The organism is Acinetobacter sp. LipI_23 (assembly GCF_058243045.1).
On the sequence record NZ_JBZAYJ010000001.1, the window covers coordinates 525,311 to 542,076 of the forward strand.

13 protein-coding genes and 3 pseudogenes are annotated in these 16,766 nt (G+C 41.2%); 11 read left to right on the forward strand and 5 right to left on the reverse strand.

Annotated features, from left to right (window positions below):
• From kdpB to AC4CVD_RS02580, 4 genes are all read left to right on the forward strand, one after another.
• Window positions 1-2,043, forward strand: a complete 2,043-nt coding sequence (gene kdpB, locus AC4CVD_RS02565; protein WP_490751961.1) for a potassium-transporting ATPase subunit KdpB — start codon at window positions 1-3, stop codon at window positions 2,041-2,043.
• A gap of 19 nt (window positions 2,044-2,062) precedes the next feature.
• Window positions 2,063-2,665: a potassium-transporting ATPase subunit KdpC gene (kdpC, locus tag AC4CVD_RS02570; protein ID WP_004679624.1), complete on the forward strand. Its 603-nt coding sequence runs from the start codon at window positions 2,063-2,065 to the stop codon at window positions 2,663-2,665.
• A 206-nt stretch (window positions 2,666-2,871) separates the two neighbouring features.
• On the forward strand, window positions 2,872-5,520 hold the full coding sequence (locus tag AC4CVD_RS02575) for a sensor histidine kinase (protein WP_005400786.1): 2,649 nt from the start codon (window positions 2,872-2,874) through the stop codon (window positions 5,518-5,520).
• Window positions 5,521-5,547: 27 nt separating this feature from the next.
• Entirely contained in the window at window positions 5,548-6,261 is a 714-nt protein-coding gene (locus AC4CVD_RS02580) for a response regulator (RefSeq protein ID WP_004692355.1), read from the forward strand.
• Between the two features lie 188 nt (window positions 6,262-6,449).
• Here AC4CVD_RS02580 and AC4CVD_RS02585 read toward each other — a convergent pair whose 3' ends face one another.
• Both AC4CVD_RS02585 and AC4CVD_RS02590 read right to left on the reverse strand, forming a co-directional pair.
• Window positions 6,450-6,782 carry a transposase gene (locus AC4CVD_RS02585; protein ID WP_004692353.1) on the reverse strand — a complete coding sequence of 111 codons (333 nt, stop codon included), beginning with the start codon at window positions 6,780-6,782 and terminating at the stop codon, window positions 6,450-6,452.
• Entirely contained in the window at window positions 6,730-7,125 is a 396-nt protein-coding gene (locus AC4CVD_RS02590; protein WP_078388747.1) for a transposase family protein, read from the reverse strand. Before AC4CVD_RS02590 ends, AC4CVD_RS02585 begins: the two co-directional genes overlap by 53 nt.
• A gap of 75 nt (window positions 7,126-7,200) precedes the next feature.
• Here AC4CVD_RS02590 and AC4CVD_RS02595 point away from each other — a divergent pair, with 75 nt between their 5' ends.
• The 3 genes from AC4CVD_RS02595 to AC4CVD_RS02605 all read left to right on the forward strand — a co-directional run bounded on the left by AC4CVD_RS02595 (window position 7,201) and on the right by AC4CVD_RS02605 (window position 9,813).
• The gene (locus tag AC4CVD_RS02595) at window positions 7,201-7,902 is read left to right on the forward strand and encodes an IS1 family transposase (protein ID WP_004282344.1); all 702 of its coding nucleotides are present in this window, start codon (window positions 7,201-7,203) and stop codon (window positions 7,900-7,902) included.
• 269 nt (window positions 7,903-8,171) lie between these two features.
• Complete coding sequence (locus tag AC4CVD_RS02600; protein ID WP_279045430.1) at window positions 8,172-9,587, forward strand: glutamine synthetase family protein; 1,416 nt, start codon at window positions 8,172-8,174, stop codon at window positions 9,585-9,587.
• Between the two features lie 10 nt (window positions 9,588-9,597).
• The gene (locus tag AC4CVD_RS02605; protein WP_004692350.1) at window positions 9,598-9,813 is read left to right on the forward strand and encodes a hypothetical protein; all 216 of its coding nucleotides are present in this window, start codon (window positions 9,598-9,600) and stop codon (window positions 9,811-9,813) included.
• Window positions 9,814-9,858: 45 nt separating this feature from the next.
• Here the strand turns inward: AC4CVD_RS02605 and AC4CVD_RS02610 are convergent.
• The 3 genes and pseudogenes from AC4CVD_RS02610 to AC4CVD_RS02620 all read right to left on the reverse strand — a co-directional run.
• Window positions 9,859-10,011, reverse strand: a pseudogene (locus tag AC4CVD_RS02610) (TorF family putative porin); the annotation flags it as partial.
• A gap of 53 nt (window positions 10,012-10,064) precedes the next feature.
• The gene (locus tag AC4CVD_RS02615; RefSeq protein WP_053579251.1) at window positions 10,065-10,997 is read right to left on the reverse strand and encodes an IS5-like element ISAba12 family transposase; all 933 of its coding nucleotides are present in this window, start codon (window positions 10,995-10,997) and stop codon (window positions 10,065-10,067) included.
• A 38-nt stretch (window positions 10,998-11,035) separates the two neighbouring features.
• Window positions 11,036-11,686 (reverse strand): annotated as a pseudogene (locus tag AC4CVD_RS02620) (TorF family putative porin); the annotation flags it as partial.
• A gap of 196 nt (window positions 11,687-11,882) precedes the next feature.
• On the opposite strand from AC4CVD_RS02620, the pseudogene AC4CVD_RS02625 reads away from it, so the two are divergent.
• The 4 genes and pseudogenes from AC4CVD_RS02625 to AC4CVD_RS02640 all read left to right on the forward strand — a co-directional run.
• Window positions 11,883-12,071 (forward strand): annotated as a pseudogene (locus AC4CVD_RS02625) (hypothetical protein); the annotation flags it as partial.
• 243 nt (window positions 12,072-12,314) lie between these two features.
• Window positions 12,315-14,045 (forward strand): class I SAM-dependent DNA methyltransferase, encoded by a 1,731-nt coding sequence (locus AC4CVD_RS02630; RefSeq protein WP_005400782.1) that lies wholly within the window; start codon window positions 12,315-12,317, stop codon window positions 14,043-14,045.
• Entirely contained in the window at window positions 14,035-15,453 is a 1,419-nt protein-coding gene (locus AC4CVD_RS02635; RefSeq protein WP_348943136.1) for an ATP-binding protein, read from the forward strand. Before AC4CVD_RS02630 ends, AC4CVD_RS02635 begins: the two co-directional genes overlap by 11 nt.
• The gene (locus AC4CVD_RS02640) at window positions 15,446-16,750 is read left to right on the forward strand and encodes a restriction endonuclease subunit S (protein WP_005400780.1); all 1,305 of its coding nucleotides are present in this window, start codon (window positions 15,446-15,448) and stop codon (window positions 16,748-16,750) included. Before AC4CVD_RS02635 ends, AC4CVD_RS02640 begins: the two co-directional genes overlap by 8 nt.
• The last annotated feature ends 16 nt before the right edge of the window (window positions 16,751-16,766 follow it).

The window sequence follows — 16,766 nt, forward strand, 5'->3', positions numbered from 1 at the left end:
ATGAATCATTCAAAACACACTGTTCAAACACAGCAAAACACCATAGCTTCAACCTTATTTCAAGCTGAAGCATGGAAAAATGCTTTTATTAAACTGCTGCCGCAGCATGTGATTAAAAATCCGGTGATGGCCATCGTTTGGCTTGGGACGCTGATTACACTGGTTAGTACAATTCTAGGTCAATCTAGTTTGGTTTTTGGCTTATTGGTGACGTTGATTTTATTTGTGACGGTTCTCTTTGCCAATTATGCCGAAGCGGTTGCTGAAGCCAAAGGCCGCGGACAGGCGTCATCCCTGCGTCAAGCGCGTCAGAATTTGACGGCGCGCCGGATCCATTCTAAAGATGATATGGATGGGGTGCAGATTTCAGCGGCTGAATTGAACATGCATGACTTGATTGAAGTGCGTGCAGGGGAATTGATTCCCGCAGATGGTGAAATAATTCAGGGCTTTGCTACGATCAATGAAGCTGCAGTAACAGGTGAATCTGCGCCGGTACTCCGTGAAGCGGGCACAGATAAATCTGGGGTGATTGGCGGAACCAAAGTCTTAACCGACCGGATCATCGTGCAAGTGACCGCAGAGGCGGGAAATAGCTTTCTCGACCGAATGATTGCTTTAGTCGAAGGCTCAAACCGTCAAAAAACACCGAATGAAATTGCCTTAGGTATTTTACTGACCGTGATGACTGTGACTTTTATCATCGTCGTGGTCAGCCTGCCGTTGATTGGACATTTCCTGCATATTGAAATCAGCCCGATTTTATTGGTGGCGCTATTGGTCTGCTTGATTCCAACCACCATCGGCGGCTTATTGCCAGCTATTGGAATTGCAGGGATGAACAGAGCGCTCAAAGCCAATGTGATTGCCAAATCAGGCAAGGCGGTTGAAGTTGCAGGCGATATAGATGTTTTACTACTCGATAAAACCGGAACTATTACTTACGGTGACCGTCAGGCGACTGCTTTTTATCCCTTAACAGGAGTGACGGAGTCTGAACTTCGCCAAGCGGCGGTACTGACTTCTTTGGCCGATCCAACGCCAGAAGGTAAATCGGTGGTTGCTTTGGCCAAAGAGCAAGGTGAAAGAGTGGCCGAGCCTGAACAGGCTGAATTTATCGCTTTTAATGCGTCCACACGCATTTCAGGCCTTAACTTGGCGGATGGTCATCAAGTGCGTAAAGGCGCTATGGATGCCATTCTTAAATTCGCTTCGCAAAACCTTGAAAATCATGCCGAACTGAAAGCGCGCGTAGAACAAATAGCTTCAAAAGGGGCAACGCCGCTGGTCGTGGCTAAAGACCAGAATTTGTTGGGTGTCATTGAACTATCAGACGTGATTAAGCAAGGCATTAAAGAAAAATTTGCGCGCTTACGTGAAATGGGCATTAAAACTGTGATGGTGACCGGAGATAATCCGCTCACAGCAGCGGCCATCGCAGCAGAGGCTGGTGTGGATGATTATATCGCTGAAGCGAAACCAGAAGATAAACTCACATGCATTCGAACCGAGCAAAACAAAGGACATTTGGTAGCGATGGTCGGTGACGGTACTAATGATGCACCGGCGTTGGCCCAAGCAGATATTGGCTTAGCCATGAACTCGGGAACGCAAGCAGCCAAAGAAGCAGGCAATATGGTGGACTTAGATTCTGATCCAACCAAATTGCTATCTGTGGTTGAAATAGGCAAACAGCAGCTGATTACTCGCGGTGCATTAACCACCTTTTCCTTGGCGAATGATGTATCAAAGTATTTTGCAATTTTGCCGGCATTATTCGTCGCGGCAATTCCGCAAATGCATGTGTTAAATGTCATGCAACTAGGCAGTTCTGAAAGTGCCATCCTGTCTGCGCTGATCTTTAATGCGATCATTATTCCTCTGCTGATTCCAATTGCACTGCGCGGTGTGAAATTCAAACCTTCGGCATCTACCCAATTATTGCGCCGCAACATGCTGATTTATGGTGTGGGCGGGGTGCTGCTACCGTTTATTGCCATTAAAGCGATTGATCTGCTGATCAGTCCAATCTTGGCCCTATAAATTTTTTGAGGATGACAAAGTGAATATGCAAAATCATCAATTGGCAGACTCATCATGGGGTGAGAAACTGCGCGCTTCGTTTGGAATGACCATCATTGCTCTAGGCTTATGCGGCTTTGTATATAGTGCTGCTGCAACCAGCTTAGGACAAATGCTCTTTCCAAAACAAGCCAACGGCAGCTTGATTGTCGAAAATAATCAAGTGATCGGTTCACGCTTAGTGGCACAGCCTTTTGCCCAAGTTCAATATTTCCATCCGCGTCCATCTGCCGCAAATTATGATCCTATGGCGATGGCCGGAAGCAACATGGCGAGAACCAATCCTGAACTGCAGAAAGCCATAGAGGAACGGCTGAATCGAATCGCAGCGAAGGAACAGATTGAAAAATCTAAAATTCCTGCGGATCTGGTCACCGCTTCAGGCAGTGGCATCGACCCTGAAATTAGCGTGCAATCAGCCATGATTCAAGTGAAGCGGATTGCCCATGCACGGCATATGCCTGAACAGAATGTCGAAAAACTGATTCAGTCGCATACGGTTCAGCCGATTTTTGGGATTTTAGGGCAGGCACGTATCAATGTGCTTGAATTGAATTTGGCTTTGGATCGGGGCGGGAAGTGATATGAATGGCTTGAAGATTAAAATATAGTGATTGAACGCTATTAAATAATTTGAATTAAGTTACATACGATTGTTGGGCGAGGGGATGTTCTATACCTCCGCCCAACGGTGGCATCCATATTGCCCAGCAATAGCCAAGCTGACTTTAGACGCATTTAAATGAATTTAAAAACATCTTTTTAAAGCAATAAATAAAGATTACTTCTATGACTGATCAACGAACCAATAAAGCCGATGTTTTGCTGCAACATACACAGCGTTATCAGTCTGGGCGGCTGACGATTTTTTTAGGCGCAGCTCCGGGCGTGGGAAAGACCTTTGCCATGCTGGTTCGTGCGCATGAACTGGCGCTGCAGGGTATTAATATCGTCATTGGCTATGTAGAAACGCATGGCCGTAGAGAAACTGAAAATTTAATTTCTGGTTTAGATATAATTCCGCGCAAGGCTATTGAATATCAAGGGCAGCATCTGGAGGAAATGAATCTAGATGCCGTTTTGGATAAAAAGCCCAGTATTGTTTTGGTGGATGAATTTGCCCACACTAATATGCCCGGCAGCCGTCATGAAAAACGCTGGCAAGACATCAATGAATTATTAGATGCTGGTATTGATGTTTTTACCACCATGAACATTCAGCATTTGGAAAGTTTGAATGATGTGGTATATCAAATCACTGGGATTCGTGTCACTGAAACCGTGCCAGACCGGGTGTTCGAACGGATTAGAGATATCCGCTTAATTGATTTGCCTGTGAATGAGCTGTTGGAGCGCTTAAACCAAGGGAAGGTTTATGTGCCTGAGCAGGCGGAACAGGCCTTACAGCGATTTTTCAACAGCTCCAACTTAACGGCACTGCGTGAACTGGCAATGCAAACCGTTGCCAATTATGTTGATAATGATGTACGCGAAAATTTCGCCATTCAAGGGCTTGCTCAAATCCCCTTAAAAAATCATGTCTTAATTATGATTGATGGCAAAGGGCATTCTGAAGCTTTAGTTCGGACTGGATGCCGTATTGCCGAGCATCGTGCGGCAAACTGGACGGTTGTTGCTTTTTCTCATGATACGCAAATCATGAATAAACAGGAAAACTCGCAAAGCCGTGAAATAGAACGGGCTTTAAACTTAACGCGTCAAATGGGCGGAATGACAGAAGTCCTTTACGGCCAGCAACATGCTAAAACTTTATTTGATTATGTGATGGACCGCGGCATTTCAACCTTAGTTTTAGCGCAAGCGGCTCCGCAAAAGTTTTCGCTGAATTTAAGGCTCAATTTGATTGATCAATTACTGCAATACCGGCCCAGTTTTGAACTCAGTATAGTGCCGATTATTGCAGAGAATAAGCATCTGTCCTTTTTCACTCAAAGGGCATTCTTGTCGCTGAGAGAAATACAGTACGTACTAGCCACCACGGTCATCAGCATTGTGATTGCAAGCTTAGGGGAAAAGTATTTAGGGATTGAAGATCTTTCGGTGATTTTTATCACCGCTGTGGTTTTTGTGGCATCAAAAACACGGATGCTGGCTGCAGCTTTTTCAGCCATCCTATTCTTTCTAGCTTATAATTTTTTCTTTATTTCCCCGCAATTTACATTTCAGATTTCTGCACATCAGGGGATTGTCACCGTGATTGCATTTTTGGGCGCGGCTTTAATTTCGAGCCGATTAGCGTCACGTTTGAAAGAGCAGGTGACTGCACTCAAAACGGCGAACAGTTATAACAGCATTATGCAGGATTTAGGGCAGAAGCTGTCCACAGCATTAGATTTGGCACAAATCAAGGAGATTGCTGAACATAGCCTGAGTAAAAATCTCAATGCAGATGTCTGGCTGTATTTCCCAGATACTGCAGCAACTCAAGCATCATCGACTATCATGAGTAATAAAGAAAAAATTTCAGCCGATTGGACATTCAAAAACCATCAACCGTCCGGTCGCTTTACCCAAACCTTGACGGAAAATGAGTGGTGGTTTTTGCCCTTATTGGCTTCCAAGCAATGCTTAGGCGTGGTGGGGTTGAAACTTAAAGATGTGCAAGCAGTAATCAATACGGAGCAAAAACAGCTCGCTGAACTCATGGTAGAGTATCTTGCGCAGGCGATTTTCCGCACCCAGCTGACCAAGGCTTTGGAAATAGCCAATGTGAATTCTGAAACGGAAAAATTGCGCTCGGCATTATTATCATCCGTATCGCACGATTTACGCTCGCCTTTGGCGTCGATGATTGGAGCAGCGGATACTTTGAGCACTTACCGCCATTCCATGAATGAAAATGATCAGGACAGCTTGCTGGAAGCGATTCATTTAGAGGGGGAGCGTTTAGACCGCTATATTCAAAACCTACTGGATATGACCCGTTTAGGCCATGAAGGCTTAAGCTTGAAGCGGGACTGGATTGGAGTTGATGAACTGATCGGTTCAGCAGTGCGCCGTTTAAACCGTTATATGCCAGATGCATTGGTTGAAGTGCATGCGCCTCAAGAATCTTTGAGTTTATTTGTACATGCCGCCTTGATTGAACAGGCCATTTTTAATGTACTGGAAAATGCCGCAAAATTTTCACCAGAAAATAAAGCTGTGATGATTGAGGTGCAGCAGGTGAATGAAAATGAGATCGAAATTGCCATAACTGATAAGGGGCAGGGTATCCCGGAAGGTGAGCGGGAACGCATTTTTGACATGTTTTATACCATGCAGCGCGGCGACCGCGGGCAATATGGTACAGGCTTGGGCTTGACGATTGTGAAAGCGATTGTGGGTGCGCATATGGGGAAAATCATGGCATCATCAGGCAAGAACAATCAAGGAACATGTATCCGCATACAGCTTCCTATTCAGCAAATTACTTAAAGCATCTAGCAGCTTTTAGGTGGGAAAATGCCAGAACAGAATGAATCAGCCAGCTCCATGACCAATGTCTTGATTATTGATGATGAAAATCAGATTCGAAAATTCTTGGATATAGCACTCAGAGCGCAAGGCTATAAAACGCTTTTGGCTGAAAATGGCCAAAAGGGTTTGGAACTCCTAGCTTTGCAAGGCGCGGATTTAGTGATCCTCGATTTGGGTTTGCCAGATTTGGATGGTTATGAGGTTTTGTCTGAGCTTCGCACATGGTCGCACGTTCCAGTGATAGTGCTGTCTGTGCGGGCAAATGAAGAAGAAAAAGTGAAGCTTCTGGATGCTGGCGCAAATGATTATGTCACCAAGCCGTTTAGTGTTCAGGAGCTGGTGGCGCGCATTCGTGTACTGCTTAGGCAGCACCAGCATAGTACTGTTGATACTGTAATTTTTGATGATGGCGTATTAAAAATCGATTTTTCCAAACGGCAGGTTTTTTTAAATCAACAATTGCTCTCCTTAACACGCAAAGAATATCAGCTGCTGAATTTATTGGCGAAAAATAAAGGCCAATTGATTACTCAGCCGCAAATATTGAAAGAGCTGTGGGGGCCAACGCACCAAGAAGATACGCATTATTTACGGATTCTGGTGGCTAAATTAAGAGTGAAGTTAAATGATAATGCTGTGCAGCCTAAATATATTATTACTGAACCGGGAGTGGGTTTGCGATTTTTGAAGATTTATTAATATTAAATATGCCATTTATTTTACATGAGTAATTAGACCTCTTTCATAAATCATTTTTTGCTCAGTTCCAAGTTGTAGATTCCAGCGATTAAATTGAATCTCAAACTAAGCCTTTTACATCTATTTCGATAACGCTCAGCAAGGATTTTGAAGGTTTTCAGGTTGCCAAATACATGCTCAATTCCGATTCATCTTTTATTGATTTCTTGATTATAGATTTTCAATTCAGGATCCAATTTACAGTGTCTTTTGGCTTTTAATGGCAACAGGCTATTCGGATACAACACATAAATCCGCTGATAGCCTTTATCTGCCAGGATAAAAGCCCCAAAAGGAATCTGGTTTAAATTGCGTTTGAACAACTCGAAATCATGCACTGCCCCGCGACTGGCACATAAACTCAGAATTTGCTGAGTTTTGTAGTGAATCATGGCTTGTACTTTAAAGGTATGGGTCTTTTTTTTGCCGCTATAGCTTTTCTTCTGTTTTTTTAGGCCTTTGGATTGGAATTTCCGTGGCATCCACGATCACAACATTCCAGTCGATGCCTTCGCCCTCGGGTAAATCTTTGGGTAAATTAAACAGATTGGACCGAAGCAGGCAGTCTTCAACATGACGGACAATTCTTGAGGCTGTGGGCTCTGAAACCCCGTAACTCGTCGCAACGTGAAATAAGGTTCGGTATTCCCGCCAATAGCTCAGACAGAGCAGAACCTGATCCTCCAGGCTTAACTTGGGCGGTCTGTCTTTGGCAGAGACATGCTTCTGCAATTGCTCAACCATCAAATAGAAAGTTGACCATGAGATGCCTGTGTATCGCTTGAACTGAGGATCAGAAAGCTTGTTTGAATCGATGTATTTCATCCGCAGATTATGCACGGGTGGTGTATCAAAAAGTATGCTAAAAAAAAGCAGGTTGAATTTTGATAAAATAGAGAAATGCAAATAACTCTAGAAATCAAATGTCCAACCTGCCTCAGTGACAGTATAAAGAAAAATGGCATCAAAGTAGATGGGAAACAAAACTACCAATGCAAAGACTGCAAACGTCAGTTTATTGGTGACCATGCTCTGAGCTATCTAGGATGTAATTCTGGCATTACTCGTAAAATATTACAGTTAATGGTCAGAGGCAGCGGTATACGAGATATCGCTGAAGTTGAGCGCATTAGTATCGGTAAAGTCTTACGGACTTTAACTGAATCGGCCTATCAAATTCAGCCTAAACAAAGTCATTATGAATCTCTCGAAGTAGATGAATTCTGGACTTTTGTTGGAAATAAAAATAATAAACAATGGCTTATTTACGCTTACCATCGAGAAACAGGTGAGATTGTTGCTTATGTTTGGGGTAAGAGAGATTTAGCTACAGTCCAAAGGTTGAAGACAAAGCTTAAACAATTAGGTATTCACTACACCCGAATTGCAAGTGATCATTGGGACAGTTTCATCACTGCTTTTAAAAACTGCAAGCAAAGTATTGGTAAGTTTTTTACTGTAGGAATTGAAGGTAATAATTGCAAAATAAGGCATCGAATAAGGCGTGGTTTTAGAAGAAGTTGTAATTTCTCCAAAAAGCTTGAAAACCATTTTAAAGCCTTCGACTTAACCTTCTTTTACATCAATAATGGCTTCATTTAATGTCAGCATACTTTTTAAAACACCACCTATGCACGAATGCTAAGAAATCCGGAGTGCAAATATTAACCAAAAAGAAGATCGTTTTTTGATTTATGAAAGAGATCTATTGTTATTTTTATGTTTTAACTTATTTTAAATTAGCTTTTTCGTGGTTTTAATAGTTTAAAAAATAATCATATTAGTTGGGTGCTTTTTTACGGTTTATTTACGTTACATTCGGTAGAACTTGTTTTATTTTGATCATTGTTAATATTTAACAGGACAAAATAATGAGTAATTTACTCATGGCTAGACATAATATAGCTGACGAAGAAGCGGTCCCTGAATCCATGCCATCTGCGCGTCAATGCTGCGATATTGAAGATATTCTATTTTCAGAAGAAATCGAAAACTATCTGCAGCGCTATCCCAATACCCGTCATGTTGAGATTTGCCTGCACGATCTGAATGGTCATGTCCGCGGCAAGCGCATAGATATTGTCGGTCTAAAAAATATTGCACAAGGCTGTTATTTCCCAATGTCTATTTATGCCATGAGTCTTGATGGAGAAGTGATTGAAGAATCGGGTTTAGGAAAAACGATCGGTGAGCCGGATTATTTATGTAAACCTATATTGGGAAGCCTGCAGCCCTGCGCTTTAAATCCAGAGTCCAATGCACAGTTATTCCTAACCATGAAAGATGACAATCATCAAGATTGCGAAGTTGAACCGCGCAATATTTTAAAAAAAAGTTTAAGAGCGCTGCATGATCAAAACTTTTATCCTTGCATGGCCGCAGAATTGGAGTTTTATTTATTTGACAGCAATGAAAAATCTGGCTCCAATCAGATTTATTTAAATCAATGTTTTGATGTGAATGCGCAAGATAAGTATCAAGACGTTCTGGATGAAATTGAACGGATTGCCCTTTTGCAGGGGATTCAGATTACAGGCTTAGTCTCGGAATCATCTTCCGGACAATACGAAATTAATATTCAGCATAGCGGTGATATTTTGAAGCTATGCGATCAGATCATGATGCTAAAGCGCACCATTAAGCAAGTCGCTGTAGAACATGGGTTACATGCAAGCTTTTTGGCTAAGCCTGATCTGAATAAAGCGGGCAGCGGCATGCACTTTCACATGAGTTTGTTAAATCAAGACCAGCAGAATATTTTCAGCATGAAGCAGAATCCTTTACCGTCACGGCAATTATTAAAGGCGATCAGCGGGCTGATAGTCTTGCTGCCGCCGTCCATGGCCGTGCTTGCCCCGAATGTAAACTCATTCCGCCGGTTTAAAGCTGGAAACCATGTGCCCTTAGAAGCTAATTGGGGCGTGAATAACCGCAATGTGGCCATTCGCATACCACGTTCGGACAATGAAAATCAACGCTTGGAATATCGTGTTGCAGGTGCGGATTGCAATCCTTATTTAACTGCAGCCCTGATTTTGATCGGCACACTGCATGGGTTGACACAGAATCTGGAAATTCCACAGCAAGCCACTCAGATAAAAAATAAACATCAGCCGCACTTTTTAAGTACGAATCAGCTGGATGCTTTAACATTTTTTCACCGGAATACTGTTTTGCAAAAATATCTCGGCAAAAGATTTATGGAATTATGGTGTGCAGTTAAACGTGCTGAGCATCAGTATATGTACAGCCAAATTACTTTGATCGAACAACATTGGGATATTTAACTGCTTAAAAATGTATAACACGATAAATAATGAAGATGATGCTAGAAATCAGAAGCTCAATGAAGAATTATATTTGAAGTATAGTTTACAGGAAATTGATTCTGACATTTTAGTAAAGAAATACCAGTATGCGTCAAAAAGTATGAAAAAAATAATTCATACTATTTTTAAAGAAAGAGGTTTTAATCGAAGTGAGATAGATCATATATTGAAATCACTCAAGTAAAATAATTATGCCAATAGTATTGCTGATACTATTGGCATTTAACTTTTAAAAAGATTTAGTCAGGGTGAATACTGCTTCAGTTTTTACCCCTTTTTTATTTTGACTTGTAAAGTCTTTGGTTTTTAAATTACTACCAACCGCTGCTAATTCTGCATTTATTCCCATTGGCTTATAGCGGTAAGTTGCACCAATTTTCCAAGGCTTTGTTGCACAAAGATTTGAAATGCAAAGCGCCCCTAATTGAGCCAAATTTAAGGCGTAACTTGGGTAAGTGGTCGACCTAATTCCGTAAATCTGTTAAGGACTGCTACACGTGCATGGATCTCATTCACTTGGCTATCAAAACTCCTTGCACTGAGTTTATCTCCTAATAATTTGATGCAATGCATCTTAGTTTCAACCAAACTTCGACGATGATAGCCTGACCATTTTTTCCATAGTGTCCTGCCTAAACGTTTAATTGTTCGAAGTAATTCATTTCGCTCTAGCGAGCTACTCTTTGTATCTTTCCATGGTTTCGCATTTTTTCTAGGTGGAATCACCGCATGCGCTTGCCGATCTGCAATGACCTGACGGCATTGCTTGGTGTCATAAGCTCCATCGGTATAAACAGAGTCAATCCGCTCATCTTGTGGAATCTGATTAAGTAAATCACCAAGCACCTGTGAATCACTGACATTATTGGTTGTAAGCTGAACTGCTCGTATTTGTAGGGTTTTAGCATCTATACCAATATGAAGTTTACGCCATTGGCGACGATATTCAGGTCCATGTTTCTTGCGTTTCCATTCGCCCTCACCTAGAAACTTCATGCCTGTAGAGTCCATGAGTAGATGCAGCCCATCGCTACTTTTTTGGTAGCTGATTACAATATCAATATGCTTTTGTCTTCTACAAAGCGTGGTGTAATCTGGAGCTATCCAATTTAATCCGCAAAGTTTAATCAGACTTTGCACAAAGCCAGTAACCATACGTAAAGACAGACGAAATAAGGATTTAATCATTAAGCAGCATTGGATGGCTGCGTCGGAGTAGGTTTGATTTCGCCCTTGTTTGCCTTTTGATGGCGCATACCATTGCGTAGCAGGATCAAACCAAATGGCAATATTTCCGCGACTCATGAGTGCTCGGTTATATGCGGGCCAATTGGTTGTGCGGTAGATTTTGTGTGTAGGCTTCTTCATTTGAAAATTATATCGCTGAAAAACCCTTTACAGATAGGTTTGTGCAACAAAGCCATTTTCCAATCAAAAAAAAGGTCTTTTGCTTCAGAACCATAAATGTCCTGATTTGCTTTGGAATAACCTAAGCTAACATTTGTGCCAAAATTAGTTTGAGCAATCGGTGTAGCATATAAGACATTAAAATACCAATTTGAGATATCTTTACCTATACTGTCACTGGCAGCTTTGCCGCCATAGTTATAGGTATAGCTTATGCTTGGTGTAAAGCTATCGTTCTGATGCAGCAACGCATTAAAGATCATTTTGAAATAGTATTCATTATAATTTAAATCGCTGTTGCCGATGTAATTGTAGCGCAGCATGCCAAGATCAACTGCAGGATGGATTGAACCTAGCGCGATTGGCGCTGTATAGCCGATCTGGGGATCCAGTTCTAAATTTACTTCGTCATCAAAATCAACATTCGATGCAAATGCAGCAAGATAAAATCCTGAAGCATGGCTTAAAACAAAGTTTCCCTGCAAGGCCGGATCATTCTGGGTTTGCGTTTGGCCGCGCCAGCGGTAGTCGCTGGCCAATGATACATTACCTGAAAAGCTTAAAGCGGGAGAGCTTTCATCTCCAGTAGCAAAAGCATAACTTGAATAGAGCGGTATAAGGCTAAAAAGTAGATGGTATAATTTTTTCATAACACTTTAAATTAGTAGTCATTGAAGTAATGTATGTTATGGTTTAATTTATTGATATATAATAAAATTATCGTAAATTTTGCGTAAAATAAGTATAAAATTTAAGATGAATATTTTTTAAAGTCGCAGATTCAAATCCCAAGTGCAACACATTTGTAGTTAGTTGAAAAAGTTAGGTGTATTCATAGAATCATTAGACTTTACCGCAAGGAAGGGTTTTGCCAATGCACGGTTTGAAACGGATATAGAGGAAGGGTTAGAGGTGCTGGAGGAATACTACCCTGAACAAGAACAAAACCGTACGGTGGAGCAACAAGCTTCGCCTGAAGGGTTTGTGCAGGGTATTCAGCAGGGGTTGCAGCGATCAGTCAGACCCGTCAATTAATCGATTGGTTGGAAAAGAGCAACTTTCTAGGTTGCTCTTTTTTTTTACGACATTATAAGACGTAGCAGTTGTTAAAGGACTATTTTAGCTAAAGTTATCCCGTTAAAATGACAGGACTTTATTAATCTCTATTTTTTTTGTTAAGTGCATGACTTTTAATAGGTCATTGATATGCTAACTTAGCAACATTGTTTAACATTAAGTATAAAACCAAAGCGGTTGATCTTGGATTGAGGAAATAAAATGCATTCATTGGAACAAAAGTTTCTAAATGACTTAGATGACAAGCTTTGGAAAGCCGCCGATAAATTACGCAGCAGTCTGGATGCCGCTAACTACAAGCATATTGTTTTAGGACTGATTTTCTTAAAGTACGTATCAGATGCTTTTGATGAACGGCAATCTGAACTCAAAGAATTGTTTGCACAAAAAGACGATCACAACATCTATTACATGCCGCGTGATCAGTACGACAGCGAAGAAGAATACCAACAGTCTATTGCTGATGAACTAGAAATACTGGATTACTACCAAGAAAAAAACGTATTTTGGGTGCCAAAAGCAGGCCGCTGGTCAAATATCCGTGATGCAGCAGCTTTACCAATTGGCTCAATCATTTGGCAAGATGAACAAGGACAGGACGTGAAGTTACGCTCTGTATCTTGGTTGATTGATAATGCCTTTGATGAAATTGAAAAAGCCAATCCAAAACTGAAAGGTATTCTGAATCGCATCGGACAGTATCAATTAGATAATGATAAGTTACTAGATCTGATTAATACCTTCTCTGATACCAGTTTCACTCAGCCTGAATACAACGGTGAAAAACTAAATCTGCACAGTAAAGATATTCTTGGACATGTCTATGAATACTTTTTAGGACAATTTGCCTTAGCTGAAGGCAAGCAGGGTGGGCAATATTACACACCTAAAAGTATTGTTACCTTAATTGTTGAAATGTTACAGCCTTATAAAGGGCGCGTATATGACCCAGCAATGGGGTCAGGCGGATTCTTTGTATCTAGTGAAAAGTTCATTGAACAACATGCACAGGAAAAGCGTTACAAAGCGTCTGAACAGAAAAAGCATATTTCTATCTATGGTCAGGAGAGCAACCCGACCACATGGAAACTGGCAGCCATGAACATGGCGATTCGCGGGATTGATTTTAATTTCGGTAAAAAGAATGCAGACAGCTTTTTAGAGGATCAGCATCCAGACTTGCGTGCCGATTTTGTCATGGCTAACCCACCTTTTAACATCAAGGATTGGTGGCATGCTTCTTTAGAAAATGATGTGCGTTGGAAATACGGCACGCCACCGCAAGGTAATGCCAACTTTGCTTGGATGCAGCACATGCTGCACCATTTGTCACCTACAGGCAGTATGGCATTGCTACTTGCCAATGGTTCGATGAGCTCAAATACCAATAATGAAGGTGAGATCCGTAAGAACCTGATTGAAGCCGATCTGGTGGAATGTATTGTTGCATTACCAGGACAACTGTTTACCAACACGCAAATTCCAGCCTGTATCTGGTTTCTAACCAAGGACAAAAAGAATGGCTTGTCTTTAGATAAAAAGAAAGCCAACCGTGAAGGCAAGACTCTGTTCATCGATGCCCGTAATTTGGGCTATATGAAAGATCGCGTACTGCGTGACTTTACCGATGCAGATATTGCTAAAATCACCAATGCTTTACATGCTTGGCAACAAGGCGAAAATTTTGAAGGCGAAGCGTATCAAGATGAGAAAGGTTTCTGCTTCTCTGCTGAGTTAAAGGATATTCAGAAGCACGATTACGTACTGACTCCGGGACGTTATGTTGGTGCAGTCGAGCAGGAAGATGATGGCGAGCCATTCGCTGAGAAAATGCTGCGTTTGACTGCTCAGCTCAAAGAACAATTTGCTGAAAGTGCTGTCTTGGAAAGTGAGATTAAAAAGAATCTAAAGGGCTTGGGCTATGAGTTCTGATCATCCTTTATTGCTGGAAATTCAGAAGGGTGAAAGTCAAGCCCTTGAATTTAAAGAGCAATTACCGAAAGGGCAACAGGTGGCAAAGACCCTGATTGCTTTTGCCAATACCAGTGGTGGTAAATTGGTAGTGGGTGTAAGTGATGATCGCCAACTCGTAGGTATTCAAGATGATATTTTTGAGTTGCAAGATCAGATCACTTCGATGATCAATGAACTCTGTATGCCCAACATTCTGCCGTATATCTATATCGAGAATATCCAAGGCATAGAGTTGCTGGTGATTGAAGTCAGCCGTGGTTCATTGTTGCCTTATTATCTCAAGCCACAAGGCAAGGCACAGGGGACTTATATCCGTTTAGGTGCAAGTAATCGTGTGGCATCGCCTGAGTATATCCAGCAACTTGAATTGCAACGTCTGAACCAGACTTTTGATGAGCAGCCGAATCCGCAATACAGTTTAGATGACATCGATTTACAGCCTTTAAAGCAAGCCTTTGCTGAGCTGGGCAAAGAACTGTCTTTGCAGAAAATGCGTAATCTTAAATTGATCATTCAGCAGAATGGACAGGATTACCCAAGTCATGGGTTACTCATTTTGTTGGGGCTTTATGAGCAGGTTGAGATTAAATGTAGCCGCTTTAAAGGCACGACCATGACGGTGTTTTTGGATAAAAAAGAATACCGTGGAGACTTATTTAGTCAGTTGAAGCAAACAGAGCAATTCATCAAGAATCATCTGCATCTACGTGCTGAAATTTTAGGGTTACAACGTACAGAAAGTTATGAAATCCCCATTCCTGCCATTCGTGAAGCCTTGGTGAATGCAGTGTTGCATCGTGACTATAGCAATGCAGGGCGTGATATCAAGGTTGGCATTTATGATGACATCCTGAATATTGTATCGCCGGGTGGTTTGCCCAATGGTCTGACTGAAGAGGATTTAGCGCAAGGTCGTTCAGAGATTCGTAACCGTGTCTTGGCCCGTGTGTTTAAAGAGCTGGGTTATATCGAGCAATGGGGCAGTGGGATTGCCCGGATCAAAGATCTTTGTTTGCAAGCAGGCAATCCCGAACCTCAACTGAAAGCACAAGGTGATTTTGTCGATTGGGAGTTTTACCGTCCTTCGATTGAGCAATTAGGTGGCTCAATAGGTGGCTCAATAGGTGGCTCAATAGGTGGCTCAATCCAAGAAACAATGCTGACAGATCGTCAAAAAGAGATTTTAGTTTTGATTCAAAAAAATCCGAAAGTTTCCTATCGTGCTATGGCGGAGCAGCTCGGTATTAATGAGTCAGCAGTGAAAAAGCATCTGAATCATTTAAAAGATGCAGGCTGGCTTGAGCGTATGGGTGGAACTCGTGGGCATTGGGCGATTAAAAAAGAATTTGGGGAATGTAGTGAGTAATAAAAATTATGTGCCATTAAATGAATTTATACTTTTACAAAGAGGATTTGATTTGCCTCAGAGTGACAGGATTTCTGGAGATATACCTGTCGTAGCATCTACAGGAGTAGCTGGATTTCATAATGAATATAAAGTTGATGCACCAGGGGTTGTAATTGGTAGAAGTGGCAGTATAGGGGGAGGCCAATATATTAAAGAGAAATTTTGGCCTCTTAATACGACTTTGTGGGTTAAAGACTTCAAAGGACATGATGCCAGATATGTCTATTATTTGCTGAAAAGTATAGATTTTCATCGATTTAATGTTGGAACAGGTGTTCCAACATTAAATCGCAATCACTTATCAAGTGTTTTGGTCAAAAACTTAGGATATATAAATGAAAAAGTAATAGCCAAAACTCTTGGTGATCTAGATGACAAAATCCACCTCAACAATCAAATTAACCAAACCTTAGAATCGATTGCCCAAGCCCTCTTTAAAAGCTGGTTTATCGACTTTGACCCTGTCCGTGCCAAAATTGTAGCAAAACAAGAAGGGAACAATCCTGAGTTTGCTGCGATGTGTGTTATTAGCGGTAAAAGTGAAGTTGAGCTTCAGCAAATGGCTGAAGATGATTTGGCGGAATTGCGAGCAACTGCTGCACTGTTTCCTGATGAATTGGTAGAAAGTGAGTTAGGGGAAGTACCGAAGGGGTGGGAGGTTACGCGGTTTAGTAATATTGTTGAAAAGTATATTGATAATAGAGGTAAGACTCCTCCTATTCAGTCGGAAGGGATTCCTTTATTGGAGGTAAAACATTTACCAGAATTCTCTTTAAATCCTGATTTAAATACTGACAAAAAAGTGAGCTTAGAAACTTTTAATACTTGGTTTAGAGCACATTTACAGGAAAATGATTTGATAATGTCAACAGTGGGCACTATAGGTCGCCTTTGTATTGTTCCTGCTAATAGAACTCTAGCAATTGCACAAAATATATTAGGATTAAGATTTAAGTTGAATAAAGTAAATCCACTATTTATGTATTATCAAATGAATAGCGCCAAATTTAGGAATGATGTAGATGCTAGATTGGTTATTACTGTTCAATCGAGTATTAAAAGAAAAGACTTGGAAACTATAGATTTATTGCAACCAGATATTAAAATTCAAAATATTTTTGCAGAAAAGATAAAACCATTTGTATTATCACAGCAGTCAGATGAATCTTTAAAATTAATTGATATTAGAGATGCTTTATTGCCAAAGTTATTGTCGGGTGAGATTACTTTAATTTCTGATGAAGATAGAAAATAGTGTATGTGAGATGAAG